The sequence below is a fragment of the Streptococcus gallinaceus genome, assembly GCF_024170225.1.
GTDB lineage: Bacteria > Bacillota > Bacilli > Lactobacillales > Streptococcaceae > Streptococcus > Streptococcus gallinaceus.
The window spans coordinates 199,353-216,838 of record NZ_JALJXU010000001.1 but is presented as its reverse complement, the minus strand read 5'-3'; the positions used below and the strand labels follow the sequence as shown (position 1 = coordinate 216,838).

Below are 17,486 nucleotides of genomic sequence, written 5' to 3'. Positions count from 1 at the left end.
TATTACCTCTTTCTATTTGGAGTGGCGAATACCACTTTTTTCTGTTCTCAAAGCTGGATTTTCCAGATTAAAACGGACTGTATGTACATAGTAATCATCACTATCTCCAACTTTTGCTTTTGACGTAAGGACGACATAGTAGTCGTTTTTAGAACGGCTAGTCTGTGGACTAAACTCACCTGTCATGGTAATCTCTGCTGTACCATGTTCAAATTGATGAGTAGCTGTTACTTTTTCATCTGAAGTTTTCTGTCTGCTAGCTCGCTTAGAAAATTCTGTATAGAGGCCCGACTGTTTGCCATCGCCCTCAAAGAAAGCTCCCAACGCCAACTGACTACCCGATGTCGCGACATACTTGGCATCCAGATAGTAATAATTCCGTAGGGTCTGTCGGTTGGCTGTGCTTAAGACTCCTGCCATCAGAGCAACTGTGGCTGTCACGATGACCATCATAACGATCACCATGGACAAGGTCCCACCTTTTCTTTTTTTTCGGATAGTTTTGATCATATGTTCCTCCTCTATAGTCTTATCAAAGGCCTGATGAGGTGTATCAGACCTTTGATAAGACCCGACGAAACGTCGGGGTAGAGTTTTATAGATTATTTTTTATTATTTATTTTTTCCCTGCTGGGCTAAAAACATATTCCCATGTATCATTTTTGCTAGAATCACCTGGATTAGTATAAGTTGAAGTTAGTTTTCCATCAGCGATTACGTGAGCAGGTTGTTTATTGTTTTTCTCAACAGATGAAGTCACAGTTCCACCTTTGATATTCATATAATCTTTGAGATCGTCAAGCTTAGTAATTTTTTCATACTCTGTTGTTGGTTCAGCTGCTTGGGCAATGCGTGATTGAATAGCTGTTACCAACTGACGGTGTTCAGATTGGATACGTGATTTACGAGCACTTTCTTGGAAAGAAGCGATACGTGGAAGGGCTACCGCAGCGATGATAGCGATGATGATGATAACTACGACCAACTCGACAAGGGTAAACCCTTTTTTCTTAGCGTTGCGACGGATGTTTTGTAATTTACTTAGCATGTTTATTTCCTTTTCTTTTTCAAAATGTATAGGTCTGACCCGCTTGATAGTTAGAGAGACTCTACAAACTCTCAAAGTAAGCGGGGCAGTTGAGAGGAGCCATAGGTAATTGAGGGAAGGCTAGGATAGTTTGTACCAGTCTCACCCTTCAATCAATGGCCTATGGTCATCTCCAGTGCCAGTTTTGTTTGTCTATTGGAAGGTCTTGCAACTCCCAAGTTTTTTATTGACCAGCGCCTGACTCAACCGCTCCTGCGAGACCGAGCAATGGAAGCATGATAGAGGCTACGATACCACCAATAACAATCCCCATGATGATGATGAGGGCTGGTTCCATGAGGGAGAGCAACTGCTTAATGGCAGCTTCGAGTTCTTCCTCGTAGTAGGCAGAGGTCTTATGAAGCATGGACTCTAGTGAACCTGACTCCTCTCCGATTTTAACCATGGAGAGCATCATTGGAGGAAAGAGCTCAGTTTGGCCAATCATCTCAGTCAGATTTTCACCTTTTTGGATTCCCTCGCTAGCCTTATCAATCTTATCCACCACCACACTATTGTTGGTCGTTGAAGCAGCTGCTTCCAAAGCATCTACCAATGGAATGCCCGCACTAGTTAGCGTCGCTAGTGTACTTGAAAAGCGAGCAGTGATAATTTTTTGGATAGAAGTTTTGATAATCGGAAGGTTCAGTTTGAGTAGGTCAAGCTGAAAGCGCCCTGCCTCTGTCTTACGGTAGCTAAGAAAGCCAAAGGTTCCACCAATAATCGTCAACAAGAGGATATACCAGTAGGACTGGACCCAATTACTGAGGAAGAGGACGATCCGTGTCGGTAGTGGCAACTCCACACCTCCACTCTCGAAAATATCCTTAAAGGACGGTACCACGACATAGAGAAGGACAAAGACCGCACCGATAACTAGCAAACTCAAGATTGCCGGATAAATCATAGCACCTGTAATCTGACGATTGATTTTGACTTCTTTGGTATAGTGAACGGACATTTTTTCCAACACTTCATCGATTTTACCTGTCTTTTCACCTGCTTCAATCATACGGACAAGGAGATTAGGGAAAACCTTACCTTGCGCTTTCATCGTTTGAGAAAGCTGATTCCCCTCTTTGAGCTGAGTACTCATTTTTTTCAGAGCAGCTTTGAGAGGCTTAGAGGTCGTTTGATGCTCCATGATATCCACAGCATTGTTAAGCGGAATACCGGCTTCCAACATAACAGACATCTGCTTACAGAAAAGGGAAATATCTGTTATTTTGACCTTTTTAGGTTCACCTAGTGTAATCTCGGTTGAACCAAGTCCCTTTTCTTCCACACTGATGGGACGACCTTTTAATCGGAGCTGGGCTAGAGCTTCGCCTTTAGAATCTACATCCAGTTCTAAAACTTGAACTCGATTTTTTTCGTCAAGATATTTACATATAAATATTGCCATGGTTTTCTACCCCATCATGACTACTTTTTCAACTTGCTCACGGTCTACTGCGTAAGAAAGCAAGGTCTTGCGATCAATTAGATTGCGACGATAGAGTCCAAGTAGAGAGGTGTCCATTGTAATCATGCCCTGACTAGCTCCCGTTTGGATTGGCGTCAACAATTGGTGAGTTTTTCCTTCACGGATAAGGTTTCGAACCGCAGGTGTTGCCAGCATAATTTCAAATGCTGCCACACGCCCTTTCCCATTTAAAGTACGCATCAATTGCTGAGATACAACTCCCTCTACAACGGCAGAGAGCTGAACACGAATTTGTTCTTGCTGTTCGGCAGGGAAGACATCAATAATACGGTCCATTGTATTGACCGCTCCGACCGTATGGAGTGTAGAAAGAACTAAGTGACCAGTTTCTGCCGCACGAAGGGCAATCTCGATGGTTTCCTTATCCCGCATTTCCCCTACAAGGATGACATCCGGGTCCTGACGGAGAGCACCACGAAGGGCATTTCCAAAACTCTGTGTATCCGCACCAAGCTCACGCTGGTTAACCAAGCACTGCTTATGTGTGTGCATGTACTCGATCGGATCTTCGATGGTGATGATATGCTCATCACGTAGCTCGTTCATATAGTCGATCATCGTGGCTAGGGTCGTTGATTTCCCTGAACCAGTTGGTCCTGTAACCAAGATCAGCCCCCGACGCTTTTCAGCCAATTTTTTTATAACTGCTGGCAATCCGAGGGATTCCATGCTAGGAATTTGATTTGGAATAACCCGCAAGGCAATCCCAGAGTTGTTTCGTTGTTTAAAGATATTGACCCGCAAACGGAAGCCATTATCAACTTCGTAGGCACAGTCAACTTCTCCCACTTCAAGTAGGTGTTGAATTTGTTTTTCTGTTAGTATTTCTTTGGCAAATCGAACCGTGTCCGTATTTGTCATTTTTTCATCGGTAATGGGCATTAGCTTCCCGTGCAAACGCATCGTTGGCTCAGCCCCCACCGTAAAATGAATATCCGACGCACCATGTTCAATGGCTTGTTTGATTAATCCATCTAAATTCATCTTAGGCTTCTCCCTCTAGACTAAAGGCAATCTTCATTGCTTGTTCCATTGTCGTTATCCCATTTTTGGCTGTCTCTATTGCTTCTTCTGACAAATCTCTCATCCCTTGTGAACGAGCTTGATTGCGCAATTCAGCAGTTGTCGCACCTTGGTTGATCATGGCTTTTATTTCTTTGGTAACGGCCATGATTTCATGAATCGCAATACGACCATAGTAGCCAGTCCCACCGCAATAGTTACAACCTTCACCCTTGTAAAGCTTGTCTCCATGATGGATGCCTAAGTGCTGATATTGATTTCCTTCAACGGTATAAGCCGTTTTACATTTCGGACAGATCCGCTTAATCAAACGCTGTGCGATAATACCAACAGTAGCTGTTGAAACCAAGTAAGGTTTAATTCCCATATCCACCAGACGGTTGACAGTAGAAGCTGTATCGTTGGTATGGATTGTAGAAAGAACGACGTGACCTGTAATAGCGGCACGAACAGCGATACTTGCTGTCTCTTCATCCCGAATTTCTCCCAGTAGGACAATATCCGGGTCCTGACGCAAGATACTTCTCAAACCACTGGCAAATGTCAAACCTGCTTTGACATTCACTTGCACTTGGTTGACTCCGTCTAGTCTATACTCTACCGGGTCTTCAACAGTGATGATATTTTTTCCAACATCGTTTAACTCGCGCAATGCTGTGTAAAGAGTGGTCGTTTTACCAGACCCCGTTGGCCCTGTCAGCAAAATAATTCCTTCAGGTGCTTTCAAGATATCATCAAAGATTTTTTCATTGGCCGGTGAAAATCCAAGTTCTTCCTTACTCAAAAGAGTCGCGTTCCGATTCAGAATCCGAATAACAATCTTCTCACCAAAAACAGTTGGAAGAACAGACACACGCATATCCACTTCACGTCCATCAATCGTAGTCTCAATCCGACCATCCTGTGGAATACGACGTTCAGCAATATCCAAGCCACTCATAATCTTAATCCGTGTCGCAATAGCAGAATGCGTAGAAGCCTTTAATTGCATATTTTCAACCAGTGTTCCATCCACACGGAAACGAACACGAACAACTTTTTCAAATGGCTCGATGTGAATATCTGATACCCGTGTTTTGATAGCTTGACTAACAATCGAGTCAATCAAGCGTACTACAGGTGAATTTTTGATTGAGATATCTTCTTCTACGACATCATCTTCAACACCAAAGCCCTCAATCTCTGTCGCCGCTTGGTGGGCCGCATCACCCTGTGAATAATACTGGTCAATATATTTTTGAATATCGTCACTCAAACCAATGTGTGGTTCAATCGACATCTTCGATACAATTCGAACATCATCCAAGGCGATGTAGTTTTTTGGATCTGCCATCGCAACGATAAGTCTTGGCTCCATATCCTCTGTGAAGGCAATTGGAATCAAGCAGTGGCGACGTGCGATTTTTTCGGTTACCTTAGCTACCGCTTCCTTATCAATCGAAAACTGAGAAAGGTTGACTTGAGGTGTTTTGTAGTAGTAACTTAACACTTTCAGCAAATCTTCTTCATTGACATACTTTTTTTTCAAAAGATATTTTTCAAGAGAAGTATCCGTTTCTTTCATTTCGTTTATGATATTTTGTCTATCACCCTCGCTGATTAAGCGCGAACGGACCATTATTTCTAAAATTTCTATATCACTCATCACCTTTCTTTATTTTTGTTTGTTTATACTCTTGTGTTTTTGCATCCGAACAACGATACAATTTTGCTAGCAAAATTTTTTACCACAATTCCTCACTGAAATTGTTAGAAGATTGCTGTGTTGTATTTATCTCAAAGACTGTCTACGATAGTCTGTAATAAAATCTGGTATCTCACTATATAGACGTTGCACCGATTGGCTATCTGTCAAGCTGCGTAGTTCTGCATCTGTTACTCCGACAAATTGAATAAACTGGACTTCTTCATTTGGCGTCTGAACTTTTTCTACTGTATCATCTGGAACACAGATAAATCCTGTCAACAGGGACTGTTGGTCTACGTCAACTCCCTCTGTCTGACCGGTATAGACATACTCGTATGGACCAAAGAGTTCACCCTTTTCACGTGTCAAACTCGCTAAACTTTTCAATAAGTTTGCAGTGCCAATGATGACCTTTTCTTCATTGTCGTCAGGATATTTTTTCAGCTTATACGTAAATTCCATCCCAAAGCTAGTCGTATCTGTCCCTTGATCATATACATCTGATAAGCCATAGGTTACAAAATGCCAGTAATCTCCAGCATCATAGATAGTAATTCCCTCCAAGCTATGCTTTCCACCTTCTAAGCGAGAAGGACTGGCGCTTAACTGTCGTGGTTTATCTTGTCCTGGATAAGACAATAAAAAAGCATCTGTAATAGACTGCCAACCAGCTGGAATCTTTTGCGGAGATGTTTCATTTTCTGATGACATCTCTTTTGCGGAGTCACTTACTGTATTTTGATAAGTATTTATACTCTCTTCCGATTTCGGCTTTTTCATTAAAAAGTTTAATAATCCCATCTGACCCCTTTCCATCTTTTCCATCTATTTTGACTAGCTACTTAGTGTTAGCAAATAGAAAACGCCTACACCAAACAACCCTGATAGATTATAACACATCAAATCCGTCGTTTAACTTCTATGTTTTAGGTGTTTTTTCTCAAAATCCGACGCATTTATAATACCAAAAATGAGAAAACGGCATAAACATATAAAAATATTTATAAATTATCAACTATAATCTGTATCCTTTTCCCCATTTTTTTAAAGATTTTTCCCTTGCATTTTCTCTATTTATAAAAAAATAAATTTCACTGTATTGTAAAATAAAGTGCATAAAAAAAGGCATATTTATCCACTATACTAACGGTTAGAACACCAAGTATAGAAAAATGATCAATATGTCTACTACTAATTATACAATAAAGTATGATATTGATACCACACATCTGACCCGTGACGGCGCATCACTTTCTTCAAAAAACAAGTCACATCTTAGACTGAAAGGAGCCATCAGCTAGATGTCATCCTTCTACCCTCACTCGTGAAATCTACTATGATGGACTACAAAAAAATCCATGTTTAAAAACATGGATTTTTGAATCATTAAAATTGTGCTGGAACAGCTGCTAGAAGTTCTGCAATCTTGCTTGCATCACTACCACCGGCCATGGCCATGTCTGGCTTACCACCACCACGTCCAGAAACGATTGGAGCAAGGGCCTTGATGATATTGCCTGCGTGAGCGTCAGCTGACTTGCTAGTCACGAGAACATTGACTTTCTCACCGATAGCTGCGACGAGTACAAGAACGTCTGAGTAGTCTTTTTGCTTCCAGTTATCTGCAAAAGTACGAAGCGCACCGGCATCTGAGACAGATACTTGGCTTGCAATGTAGCGTAAGCCATTTGCCTCTTTGACATCTTTGAAGATGTCACCAGCTGCGGCTGCTGCAGCTTTTTCTTTCAATTCAGCTGTTTCTTTTTGAAGATCACGTAGATTTTCTGAAAGGCTAACGACCTTAGCAGGAACTTGCTCCAACTGCGGCACTTTAAGCGTTTGTGCTACTTCTTTGAGGGCATCTTCACGTTGGCGGAAGGCTTCAAATGCTGCTTGACCTGTCAAGGCAAGGATACGACGCGTTCCTGAACCAATTCCTTCTTCTTTGACAATCTTGAAAAGGCCGATTTCAGATGTGTTGGATAAGTGAGTCCCCCCGCAAAGTTCAACAGAGTAATCTCCGATGGTAACGACACGTACAACCTTACCATATTTTTCACCAAAGAGAGCCATTGCGCCCATTGACTTAGCCGTTTCAACGTCTGTTTCAATTGTTGTCACAGGAAGAGCTTCCCAAATCTTTTCATTAACCTGTGTTTCGATCGCACGTAATTCTTCTGCTGTTACCGCTTCAAAATGCGTAAAGTCGAATCGCAAGAAACCTTCTTCATTGAGTGAACCCGCTTGAGTCGCATGCTCACCGATAATCTGATGAAGGGCTGCGTGGAGCAAGTGTGTCGCTGTATGGTTTTTCTCAACAGCCAAACGACGTTTGTTGTCAATTTCAAGTACGTAGTTGGTACCAACTGACAGACTCGCCAATACTTCTACCGTATGGAGCGGCTGACCATTTGGTGCTTTTTGGACATCAATCACACGCGCAACTGTGTCACCCTTGTCATTTTTCACGATACCGTGGTCAGCAACTTGTCCACCCATTTCAGCGTAGAATGGTGTTTGGCTAAAGACAAGGAGGGCCTGACCTTCTGACACGGCTTCAGTACGCTCATTGTCTGCAACGATAACAGACAAGTTCGCTTCAAGGCTTGTTGCTTCGTAGCTGAAAACAGACTCCTCAGTGATGCTTGCCAAGGTTTCATTTTGCATACCCATTGAACCACCTTTGACAATAGCCGCACGCGCACGGTCTTGCTGCTCTTTCATGGCTGCTTTGAATCCCTCGTGGTCAATCTTATAACCGGCATCTTCTGCCAATTCTTCTGTTAACTCAACTGGGAATCCATAGGTATCATAAAGTTTGAAAATGTCTTTTCCTTCAAGAATATCTTGACCGGCTGTCTTCAAGTCAGCAAGTAAAGAATCCAAGTGACCGCTACCTGCGTCAATTGTACGAGCAAATGTTTCTTCCTCACGTTTAACGATTTTCTCGATAAACTCACGTTTTTCAAGCACTTCTGGATAGTAGCTTTCCATGATATGACCAACAGTTACAACCAATTTGTACAAGAAAGTTTCGTTAATACCAAGACGACGTCCATGCATAACAGCGCGACGAAGTAGACGACGAAGGACATAACCACGACCTTCATTTCCTGGAAGGGCACCATCACCGATGGCAAATGACAGGGCACGGATGTGGTCAGCGATGACCTTAAAGCTCATATTGTCCCCATCTGGATCATAGGTCTTACCAGACAATTTCTCCACTTCACGGATGATCGGCATGAACAAGTCTGTTTCAAAGTTTGTTTTAGCACCTTGGAAAATGGCTGCCAAACGCTCAAGACCAGCGCCCGTATCAATATTTTTATTTGGCAATTCCTTGTATTCGCTACGAGGAACAGCTGGGTCAGCATTGAACTGTGACAAAACGATGTTCCAGATTTCGATGTAACGGTCGTTTTCGATGTCCTCTGCAAGGAGACGAATACCGATATTTTCTGGGTCAAAGCTTTCTCCGCGGTCAAAGAAAATCTCTGTGTCTGGACCTGAAGGACCCGCACCGATTTCCCAGAAATTGTCCTCGATTGGAATCAAATGAGATGGCTCAACACCACAAGCAATCCAACGATTGTATGAATCTGTATCCGCTGGATAGTAGGTCATGAACAACTTATCTTTGTCAAATCCGAACCATTCTGGGCTTGTCAACAACTCAAAGCCCCACTCGATAGCTTCGTCACGGAAGTAATCTCCGATAGAAAAGTTTCCGAGCATTTCAAACATGGTATGGTGACGAGCTGTCTTCCCAACATTTTCGATGTCGTTTGTACGGATTGATTTTTGCGCATTGGTAATCCGTGGATTTTCAGGGATAACGGACCCGTCAAAATATTTCTTAAGGGTTGCTACACCTGAGTTGATCCAGAGAAGGGTTGGGTCATTAACAGGAACCAGATTTGCTGATGGCTCTACTGAGTGACCTTTTGATTTCCAGAAATCAAGCCACATTTGGCGAATTTGTGCTGATGATAATTGTTTCATGATGTCTCCTATTTCACGAGAAAATGACAAATCCAATCAAACGAAGGGCGAAAAACCGCGGTACCACCTTCATTCGATGAACTTGTCATCCTCTTATTATTTACATTTGTATCCTGTCATAAGTAGCAAGTAGTCGGTCTTTCATGGCTCGCAGCAACCGCCAATTTTCTGAAGAAAGATTCCTTTCTACCATTCTTATGATTATTTGCTTGATGAAGAGCTTGAAGTTGAACTCTTGCTTGTTTTGTCTGTTGTGATGTAGCTTGACAATACATTTGAGAATGCAGAGTCTTTCACTTTAACATTGGCATCTTTCAAGGCTTTTGAAATAATACTTGTTTTGAACGTGTAGTCATTTTGCTTAGAAGTCAAGATCGATTCTTTCAAGACTTTCTTGTAATCTTTCCAGTTTTCTGACTTAGCAGTTTTCTTGTTCAATTTCACAACATAGTAACTTGTTTTGTAAGTAGACGCATCGGTTACTTTCACAACTGAAGCACCAACTTGGCCTTCTTCCAAGGCAAAAATAGCTGTTTTCACTTCTGTTGCAACACTTGTTGACGTTGAGTCAAATTTCACTTCGCCACCTTTTTCTTTAGTAGCAGTGTCTTCTGAGTTGTCTTTTGCAAGTTGTGCAAAGTCTTCACCAGCTTGTGCTTTGGCTAATACTTCTTTTGCTTTTGCTTCATCTGAGAATTTGATGATTTGAGCAGAAACCTCTGGTGTGTAAGCATCATAAGCTGCTTTGTAGTTAGCATCTGTCAATTCTTTTTTAGCTGCTTCTTTTACAGCGTAATCCACCAACATATTGGCACGGATTTGTTTTTTGTAAGTGTCTGTTGTCAAACCTGCTGAAGTCAACGCCGCGGTAAATGAATCGCCGTATTGTTTTGCGATTTTGTTGTAGTACTCGTCTACTTCTTTATCGGTCACTTTTTTACCGTATTGTTGTTCAAAAACGTCAGAAATGACCAATTCAAGCAATACTTGTTGAGCACTTGAATTAGTTTTCACACGATCATAAAACTCAGAAGTTGTGATAGAACCACCCTTCATCGTAATGATGTCTTTACCGTTTGAGCTACAAGCTGCAAGTGTGACTGCTGCTAAGAGTGTCACCGCACCTGCTAGAATTTTTTTAGTTTTCATTCTGAAAATACTCCTTTTTTCGTTAACCCTATCATTATAACATAAAAGCTTAAAACTTGCTTAATTTTCCTGAATAGGCAATGAAATCGTCTCACTATTTTTCCGAAGCATGAGTAAGCCGTCACTTAATGGCAGTAAGCTGGCCGTCAAGTCTGGATTGTCCAAGGTTGCGTCGAATAATCGTTGCAGACCTCGATAAATAGTCCGCTGTCCACGGCGCACATCCATAATATCTCGCGCCACATCTCCACCTTGAAAAATATCATCAAAAATAATGATACCACCCACTTTTACCTTTTTCAAAACTTCTGGTAAAAAGACGATATACTTAGACTTAGCTGAGTCCATGAAGACAAAGTCATATTGGTTATCTGGCAAGGTTGGAAGGAGGTCTAAAGCATCGCCTTCCAAGAGCTCAATCTGCTTGCGGCTATCGTACTGGGCAAGATTTTTCTTAGCCAAGCCAATCATTTCTTCATTGCGATCAATTGTCGTAATGTGAGCCTCAGGAGCATTTTCAGCCATTAAAAGCGCTGAAAATCCAATAGCCGTACCGATTTCCAAGATATTCTTAGGCTGCATTGTCTGCAGAAGTAAGCGAAAATAGGCTACCACCTCGTGTTGGATAATAGGAATATTTTCTTGACGAGCAAAGTCTTCCAAGTCTTTCAGAAAACCTTGATTTTGAGCCTGGCGCGCCCGCATAAAATCAACGATTTCTTCCTTGACAACGGGACGTCGCATATTGTGATTTGCATTTTTACTGTATGATTCAACCATGCTTTCTAGTATAGCGTATTTATGTAGTTTTTTCAAAGTTTTCATTTTGTAATCTAGCGACTAAAAATCTCATTTATGATATGATGTAAAGAAAGACTAGGAGGTTCTATGAAAGCTACAAAACGACGCCAACTGATTATTGACTATTTATCAAATGCCAATCGCCCCATATCAGCAAGTTATTTGGCGAAACATTTATCCGTGAGCCGGCAAATTATTGTGGGAGATATTGCTCTGTTACGTGCTGAAAACCATGATATTTTATCCACACATAGAGGCTATCTTTTATCCCCGACAAAGAACTCACATGCATTTTTAGGAAAAGTTGTCTGCTCCCATCAATCTCTAGATACAGAAAAAGAAATGCTGCTTATTGTCAATCAGGGAGGGAGCATTCTTGATGTCCAAGTAGAACATCCTATCTATGGTATGTTGACTGCTGTTCTTAACATTGAGACACGTGAGGATGTTTATCATTTCATCAAAGAAATGAAGAATTCAAATGCCACCCTACTATCAAGCTTGACTCAGGGACTTCATCTTCATACGATTTCCTGTGCTTCCAAAAATCAATTTGAAGAAATTAAGAAGAGCCTGGCAGCCGCACATTTATTATGGAATGAAGAATAAAAACATTACAAGTGTCTTGACACTTGTAATGTTTTTATTTATAATTATTTCACAAAGGAGATAAACAACAATGAAAAAAAGACAAACAAAATCGCTCGCTTTTACTGCAATATTGGTTGCATTTGGTATTCTAATTCCAATGATTATGCCTATCAAATTAATAATTGGACCAGCATCATTTACCCTTGCCAGCCATGTCCCGCTATTCATTGCACTATTTCTCTCTCTTCCGATTGCTATAATTGTTGCCTTAGGGACAGCACTTGGCTTTTTTATGGCTGGCTTTCCAATGATTATCGTCCTGCGTGCTCTTTCCCATCTTATCTTTGCTACAGTGGGCGCCTCTATTTTTCAAAAACACCCTCTCTTACTACACAAAACTTCCCTCACTTTCTTCTCCGCCCTATTCCTAAACGTGTTACATGGATTGACTGAATTTGCTGTCGTCTATGCTATAGCAGTTACTGAAAATCCCAATCCTAATTACTTTTGGTACTTATTAGTACTTATCGGACTGGGATCATTAATTCATGGCATCATTGATTTTTACTTGGCCCATTCTCTCTTTGGTGTTCTCAAGCATCGAGTTGGAATTCACTTTTCATAAAGTCAAAACCACCCGTGAAAACGGGTGGTTTTTACAAGGGCTATAAGCCCATATTACCAGCTAGCACCTAAAGACGCTGGCTTTCACTTTGTTCAAGCCTCTCTGTTCTTGACTCGTCACCAACTTCTCAACGAAGCAGAATAAGGGCACATCTAAACTTTTTCTGTATTGTGATTATAGATAATTTTTCGCCTATACTTAGGGGTAAAGATAATGTGATATTTACGCATCCAATTTTTGTGCGATAAACTATGCGTTTTTTATGCCATATTTTTTCTCCTTTCGATTTACAATAGGCTTAAACACCTTTACTGTACTCCGATGGAAGATTTTTTGTATAACCGGCGCTGATACGAACTCAAATGGCGAATAGTTCTTTCGCGCCTTTGGAGCAAAACGGACTACGGTCACCAATAGAACTCCTGAACTTATTCAAATGCCAGATTTTGTTTTACAGATTAGAAATAGAGATTTTTTGGGGTACTTCATATAAGGAATGGATAAAAAAATTATCTGGACTATCCGACTGCGTCAAACTGATACTGCGCACACCGCTATTGAGAGCAAACTCCATATCCAACTTGCGGTCACCGATATAATAAGTCTGCTGCCTATCCAAATCATACTTTTCCACCAAGTAATCCATAGCTTCTGGAGCCGGCTTACGTGCAAAGCCAGATTGACTGTGGAGAACTTCTGTAAAGTAGGACTCGATGCCCAACATTTTTAAGACATGCTGGGTGTTGTCCCCCTTGTGGGTATAAATATGATTGGCAATGCCTTTCGAGCGAGTCCAGTCGAGAACAGTTTGCGCTTCTGGAAATAGTTGTAATTCTCGATCACGCTTTTTCAAATCCGCCGAATACAAGGTCTTGACCTCACGGGCATCCAGCTGATGCTCTTGCGCTATTTCTCCCAAGAGTTGTCCAACTGAGAATTCTAAAATATAGTCCTGCAACTTCTCCCCGTCAAATTCCCACCCGTAATGGGCATAGGTGACCTCTAAAGACCGCATAATGGCAGGATAGGAATCAATCAAGGTCCCATCCAAATCCCACACAAACGTTACTGTCATGTATTTTCCTTTCCTAGATAAATCCAATACTTGGCTGCTAACATGGACTGACCAAAATAGTGAATCTGCCTAATGCTCTCCAATTGCCCCCCATTTTTTTAATCAAGCCACGACTGGGAAGATTGTCACGGTCGGTTGCCACAGAGACTTTTTCATAGCCTTTTTCTCAAATAAATCCAAGGCAAATGCCAAAAGTGCTTGAGCAATTCCTTGCCACCGATAATGGGGATGTACCATGTAGCCCACCTCACCTAAATCAAGAACTGTAGAATTATCAGCCTCCCAAAAACAGCGCACCATCCCTACAATCTCATTATCAATAAAACCATAATACGTCGAATAGGGAGACCAGGTTTGTCCTGCTTGCTTGACCTCAGACTGTTGCCCATCTAAGATAGCTTGTTCTAGGTCTTCGACGAATTCCAACTCGACAAAAGGATTGCCCTGCTTATCTGACAACATAGCTGCTTCGTAGCGACGATAGGCTTCTTGGTCACTCAATTCTAATTTGCGAATGTCCATAATAGCCTCCTTTTCTGATATCTACCCAGTACCGTGCTAGTCGCTTTCCGTCTTCGAGGTCAATCACATCCTGCAAGACACCACCGACACTTTCAATCGTTTTTCGGCTGGGAAGGTTATTTTCCAAAGCCGTAATAAAAATCTTGTCAATACCGCGCTCCAAGTAACGGTCAAAGGCAAAGTACAAGAGACCTTTCATAATCCCCTGACGGCGAAAACGAGGGGACGTTGCATAACCGATATGGCCTCCGATTTCTGCCAGGTTTCCTTTTTCTAATTCCCAACGGCAAGAAATCTTACCAGCAACTTGGCCATCAACAAAGGCAAAATAGGATGTGACCATCGACCAATCTGGATGTTCCACTAGCCTTTCTTGGCCTGTCAACTTCTGAACATACGCCGCAAAATCTGTCACTTCCTTGGTTTCGATAAAGGATTGTCCTGCTTCTTTTTCTGCTAGCAAGAGCTGATTAAATTCTAGAAAAGCCGTTTCGTCTGCCAAGTCTAATCTTCTAATTTCCATAGTACCTCCAAATGGACAAAAAATCCCCTGAGGGATTTTTTATTATTTATGCACACCTTTTGCAACAAGTTCTTCTAGCTCAGTCAAGCGTTTTTCAAATACAGCAAAGGCATCGTTGAGATAGTCTTCTTTTGTCATGTCCACGCCTGCTTTTTTGATGACTTCGAGTGGATAGTCTGAATTTCCTGCCTTGAGGTAATTGAGGTAGTTTTCCTTGTCTTCAGCTGTACCGTATGTGATTTTGTTGGCCAAGGCTGAAGCAGCTGCGAAGCCTGTTGAGTATTGATATACGTAGAAATTGTAGTAGAAATGCGGAATACGTGCCCATTCAAATTGGATTTCGTAGTTGTCTTCGGCTGACAATCCATAGTATTTCGCATTGATATCTGCGTACAATTGGTTGAGAAATTCTGCTGTCAAGACTTGACCTTCTTGGTCTGCCTTGTAAATTGCTTGTTCAAATTCTGCAAACTGAGTTTGACGGAAGACTGTGCCGCGGAAACCATCGAGATAATGGTTCAAAATAGCAAAGCGTGTCTTCTCATCCGTCACTTCTGCCAAGAGTTTCTCAGTCAAGAGATTTTCATTGGTTGTAGAAGCAATTTCCGCCAAGAAAATAGAGTAATGTCCATAGACATAGGGTTGATTTTGACGGGTAAACATAGAGTGGAGTGAGTGCCCTGTCTCATGAATCAAAGTATAGAGATTGTCCAAGGTATCTTGCCAGTTGAGCAACATAAAGGCATTGGTATCGTAAGCACCACCTGAGTAGGCACCTGAGCGTTTTCCTTCATTTTCGTGAACATCAATCCAGCGCTCGCTGAATGCTTTATCCACGATGGCAGAGTATTCTGGGCCAAAGATTTTCAAGGTATCCGCTGCTTTTGCAAGCGCTTCTTCATAAGTGAACTTGTAGTCTGTTTCTGACAATGGTGTGTACATGTCGTACATTCTCAAGTCATCCAAGCCCAACAATTCCTTGCGGAGGTTGATGTAGCGATGCAAGAGTGGCAAATGCTTGTTAACAGCTGCGACCAAAGTTTCATAGACTGATTCTGGGATGAAATTGTTAGACAAGGCTGCTTCACGAGCAGAGCTATACTTGCGCAAACGAGCTTTTAGGTTATTAACTTTGACATTGGACTGCAAAGTCTTCGCATAAGTATGCTGGAATTGCTCATAGGTACCATACATGGCTTCGTAAGCTTCTTGACGAACGTCGCGATTTTTTGACTCCATGTATGAAATGTAGCTACCGTGTGACAATGGCACCAAGTGACCATCTTCATCCGCGATTTCTGGGAATTGGATGCTGGCATTGTCCAAGATAGAGAAAGTTTCAGATGGCGCTTCAAAGATTTCACTAGTTGCAGCCAAGACTTCCTCTACTTCTTGAGACAATACATGAGCTTTTTGTGCCAAAAGTGTTTCAAATTGGTGTTTGTACTGTTTGAGAGCTGGTTCTTCTTCTAAGAAAGCTGCCAATTGCTCATCAGTGATTTGCAAAAATTCTGGCTCGTAGAAAGAGAAAACTTGACCATAAGCTGAGTAAACTCCCATTGCCTTGGCTTGGAATTCTTGATAGATGCCTTCACGCGTATCTTGGTCATTTTTCATAGATGCATAGACATAGAGACTTTCAATACGGCGCATGAGACCAAGTTGGAACTCACTGATTTCTAAGAGAGAGTCTGCTGAGTCCAAGAGATGACCTACAAAGTCTTTGGCTTTTTCAAGTTCTTCTTGGATAGCTGCTAGTTCGGCTTCCCAGGCTTGATCCGTTGCAAAAATGGTGGTTAAATCCCATTTGTATTTGTCATCAATTTCATTACGTTGTTTTGTCATTTTCATTTCCTTTCTTGACCTTAATATTCCTATTATAGCACATTTTAGCGCTTACAGGACATTTTATAGTAGATTGGTGGATAGAGTTTTTGGTGGTTTTTATTCTTTACTTTTTTGTAAAATGCATTAAAATCTTGATAAAGTGCCGACAAATCCTGACTAATCTGCGCAAATCCAATGAAGCTCTGTGGCAAACGGACTTGGGGATAAAATTCTTCTGTTTTGTAGGTCAACAAATTTTTCCCATTTTCATAAGCCTGTGCTTGCAGTCGCATCCATTTGGGTGTCTGATAATGAAGCTGCTGCGCCACATAGTGACAGATGTTGGGATCCAATTTCCCCTCAAAAGAAACCAACTGTTGACGACTATAAGGTAAACGAAGAATGCTCAGCAAATCCCCTTTTCCAAAGGCAAACGACCGGATTCTGTACTGAACTTGACCGTGCAAATCCTCATGAATCAGGTACTTGAGGCGCAATTCCTTCTTCTCCACATCCAACTCCCAGAGATGAAAGCCCATGTTCTGACTGAAATATAGAAATTGCTTTTGCAAGGGTTTCAAGGACTTTTTCAGCCACAAGTCTTTTCCGAGAAGCCAGAGAACCTGATAACCCGCCTTGCGATAGCTGGTCGTCCGCTCACGCAGCCGGTCAATAGACAAACTTGAGCACTGCACCTCCAGCGCCAAATGACCATCAACCAAAACATCTACAATTTGCTGAATTTCTGGCAAAACCACTTCTATCCCAGCTTCTGCCGTCTGGCTAGCCCACTGGTAGAGGACTGACTTCAACTCCAAGTGCTGGGCCGACTCATTTTCAGAGAAATACTGACAGTCCTCCAGACTGACATGTGCAAAATGCGGCCGCATAACAGAGCCGTGTTTCAGACGAACAGCAGCTTGACAGGCTGGGCAAACGTACCCTTTTCTATCCGCTGGCACAGTTTGCACCAGATTGACCAACGTCCCCATTTTATCGTAAGCAACTAGCATAGAACCTCCTTTTACTACTTATTCGTAATTAAAAGTTGTTTGACTTCCAAAGCAACAACTGCTATACTAAAA

General features: G+C 41.8%; 16 protein-coding genes and 1 pseudogene. 2 read left to right on the top strand and 15 right to left on the bottom strand.

The window, feature by feature from the left end; all coding sequences use genetic code 11:
• Positions 1-12: 12 nt before the first annotated feature.
• The 9 genes from J2T50_RS01130 to J2T50_RS01090 all read right to left on the bottom strand — a co-directional run bounded on the left by J2T50_RS01130 (position 13) and on the right by J2T50_RS01090 (position 11,217).
• A complete protein-coding gene (locus J2T50_RS01130) occupies positions 13-510 on the bottom strand; it encodes a hypothetical protein (RefSeq protein ID WP_253362809.1) in 498 nt (165 codons plus the stop codon).
• Positions 511-616: 106 nt separating this feature from the next.
• Positions 617-1,048: a type II secretion system protein gene (locus J2T50_RS01125; protein ID WP_253362808.1), complete on the bottom strand. Its 432-nt coding sequence runs from the start codon at positions 1,046-1,048 to the stop codon at positions 617-619.
• A 223-nt stretch (positions 1,049-1,271) separates the two neighbouring features.
• A complete protein-coding gene (locus J2T50_RS01120; protein WP_253362807.1) occupies positions 1,272-2,492 on the bottom strand; it encodes a type II secretion system F family protein in 1,221 nt (406 codons plus the stop codon).
• A 6-nt stretch (positions 2,493-2,498) separates the two neighbouring features.
• Positions 2,499-3,557, bottom strand: coding sequence for a type IV pilus twitching motility protein PilT (locus J2T50_RS01115; protein ID WP_253362806.1), 1,059 nt, complete (start codon positions 3,555-3,557; stop codon positions 2,499-2,501).
• 1 nt (position 3,558) lies between these two features.
• Entirely contained in the window at positions 3,559-5,241 is a 1,683-nt protein-coding gene (locus J2T50_RS01110; RefSeq protein ID WP_301282783.1) for a GspE/PulE family protein, read from the bottom strand.
• Between the two features lie 126 nt (positions 5,242-5,367).
• A complete protein-coding gene (locus J2T50_RS01105; protein ID WP_253362805.1) occupies positions 5,368-5,994 on the bottom strand; it encodes a suppressor of fused domain protein in 627 nt (208 codons plus the stop codon).
• 675 nt (positions 5,995-6,669) lie between these two features.
• Complete coding sequence (gene alaS / locus J2T50_RS01100; RefSeq protein ID WP_253362804.1) at positions 6,670-9,288, bottom strand: alanine--tRNA ligase; 2,619 nt, start codon at positions 9,286-9,288, stop codon at positions 6,670-6,672.
• 201 nt (positions 9,289-9,489) lie between these two features.
• Complete coding sequence (locus J2T50_RS01095) at positions 9,490-10,437, bottom strand: peptidylprolyl isomerase (protein WP_253362802.1); 948 nt, start codon at positions 10,435-10,437, stop codon at positions 9,490-9,492.
• Between the two features lie 60 nt (positions 10,438-10,497).
• Entirely contained in the window at positions 10,498-11,217 is a 720-nt protein-coding gene (locus J2T50_RS01090; protein WP_253362800.1) for an O-methyltransferase, read from the bottom strand.
• Positions 11,218-11,325: 108 nt separating this feature from the next.
• On the opposite strand from J2T50_RS01090, the gene J2T50_RS01085 reads away from it, so the two are divergent.
• Both J2T50_RS01085 and J2T50_RS01080 read left to right on the top strand, forming a co-directional pair.
• Positions 11,326-11,847: a transcription repressor NadR gene (locus J2T50_RS01085; protein WP_253362798.1), complete on the top strand. Its 522-nt coding sequence runs from the start codon at positions 11,326-11,328 to the stop codon at positions 11,845-11,847.
• A gap of 70 nt (positions 11,848-11,917) precedes the next feature.
• Positions 11,918-12,454 carry a hypothetical protein gene (locus tag J2T50_RS01080; RefSeq protein WP_253362796.1) on the top strand — a complete coding sequence of 179 codons (537 nt, stop codon included), beginning with the start codon at positions 11,918-11,920 and terminating at the stop codon, positions 12,452-12,454.
• Between the two features lie 153 nt (positions 12,455-12,607).
• Here J2T50_RS01080 and J2T50_RS01075 read toward each other — a convergent pair.
• From J2T50_RS01075 to J2T50_RS01050, 6 genes and pseudogenes are all read right to left on the bottom strand, one after another.
• Positions 12,608-12,684 (bottom strand): annotated as a pseudogene (locus J2T50_RS01075) (IS200/IS605 family transposase); the annotation flags it as partial.
• A gap of 221 nt (positions 12,685-12,905) precedes the next feature.
• Complete coding sequence (locus J2T50_RS01070; RefSeq protein WP_253362794.1) at positions 12,906-13,529, bottom strand: HAD-IA family hydrolase; 624 nt, start codon at positions 13,527-13,529, stop codon at positions 12,906-12,908.
• A gap of 102 nt (positions 13,530-13,631) precedes the next feature.
• A complete protein-coding gene (locus tag J2T50_RS01065) occupies positions 13,632-14,051 on the bottom strand; it encodes a GNAT family N-acetyltransferase (protein ID WP_253362792.1) in 420 nt (139 codons plus the stop codon).
• Entirely contained in the window at positions 14,023-14,574 is a 552-nt protein-coding gene (locus tag J2T50_RS01060) for a GNAT family N-acetyltransferase (protein WP_253362790.1), read from the bottom strand. Before J2T50_RS01060 ends, J2T50_RS01065 begins: the two co-directional genes overlap by 29 nt.
• 42 nt (positions 14,575-14,616) lie before the next feature.
• Positions 14,617-16,419 (bottom strand): oligoendopeptidase F, encoded by a 1,803-nt coding sequence (pepF, locus tag J2T50_RS01055; RefSeq protein ID WP_253362788.1) that lies wholly within the window; start codon positions 16,417-16,419, stop codon positions 14,617-14,619.
• A 44-nt stretch (positions 16,420-16,463) separates the two neighbouring features.
• Positions 16,464-17,414, bottom strand: coding sequence for a competence protein CoiA (locus tag J2T50_RS01050; RefSeq protein ID WP_253362786.1), 951 nt, complete (start codon positions 17,412-17,414; stop codon positions 16,464-16,466).
• Between the last annotated feature and the right edge of the window lie 72 nt (positions 17,415-17,486).

Excerpts from the sequence above, each read along its gene's own strand:
- J2T50_RS01080 (WP_253362796.1), top strand. The coding sequence starts at position 11,918 with ATGAAAAAAAGACAAACAAAATCGCTCGCTTTTACTGCAATATTGGTT.
- J2T50_RS01115 (WP_253362806.1), bottom strand. The coding sequence starts at position 3,557 with ATGAATTTAGATGGATTAATCAAACAAGCCATTGAACATGGTGCGTCG.
- J2T50_RS01050 (WP_253362786.1), bottom strand. The coding sequence starts at position 17,414 with ATGCTAGTTGCTTACGATAAAATGGGGACGTTGGTCAATCTGGTGCAA.
- J2T50_RS01130 (WP_253362809.1), bottom strand. The coding sequence starts at position 510 with ATGATCAAAACTATCCGAAAAAAAAGAAAAGGTGGGACCTTGTCCATG.
- pepF (WP_253362788.1), bottom strand. The coding sequence starts at position 16,419 with ATGACAAAACAACGTAATGAAATTGATGACAAATACAAATGGGATTTA.
- J2T50_RS01065 (WP_253362792.1), bottom strand. The coding sequence starts at position 14,051 with ATGGACATTCGCAAATTAGAATTGAGTGACCAAGAAGCCTATCGTCGC.
- J2T50_RS01120 (WP_253362807.1), bottom strand. The coding sequence starts at position 2,492 with ATGGCAATATTTATATGTAAATATCTTGACGAAAAAAATCGAGTTCAA.
- J2T50_RS01125 (WP_253362808.1), bottom strand. The coding sequence starts at position 1,048 with ATGCTAAGTAAATTACAAAACATCCGTCGCAACGCTAAGAAAAAAGGG.
- J2T50_RS01095 (WP_253362802.1), bottom strand. The coding sequence starts at position 10,437 with ATGAAAACTAAAAAAATTCTAGCAGGTGCGGTGACACTCTTAGCAGCA.
- J2T50_RS01105 (WP_253362805.1), bottom strand. The coding sequence starts at position 5,994 with ATGTCATCAGAAAATGAAACATCTCCGCAAAAGATTCCAGCTGGTTGG.
- J2T50_RS01090 (WP_253362800.1), bottom strand. The coding sequence starts at position 11,217 with ATGGTTGAATCATACAGTAAAAATGCAAATCACAATATGCGACGTCCC.
- J2T50_RS01070 (WP_253362794.1), bottom strand. The coding sequence starts at position 13,529 with ATGACAGTAACGTTTGTGTGGGATTTGGATGGGACCTTGATTGATTCC.
- J2T50_RS01110 (WP_301282783.1), bottom strand. The coding sequence starts at position 5,241 with ATGAGTGATATAGAAATTTTAGAAATAATGGTCCGTTCGCGCTTAATC.
- J2T50_RS01085 (WP_253362798.1), top strand. The coding sequence starts at position 11,326 with ATGAAAGCTACAAAACGACGCCAACTGATTATTGACTATTTATCAAAT.
- alaS (WP_253362804.1), bottom strand. The coding sequence starts at position 9,288 with ATGAAACAATTATCATCAGCACAAATTCGCCAAATGTGGCTTGATTTC.
- J2T50_RS01060 (WP_253362790.1), bottom strand. The coding sequence starts at position 14,574 with ATGGAAATTAGAAGATTAGACTTGGCAGACGAAACGGCTTTTCTAGAA.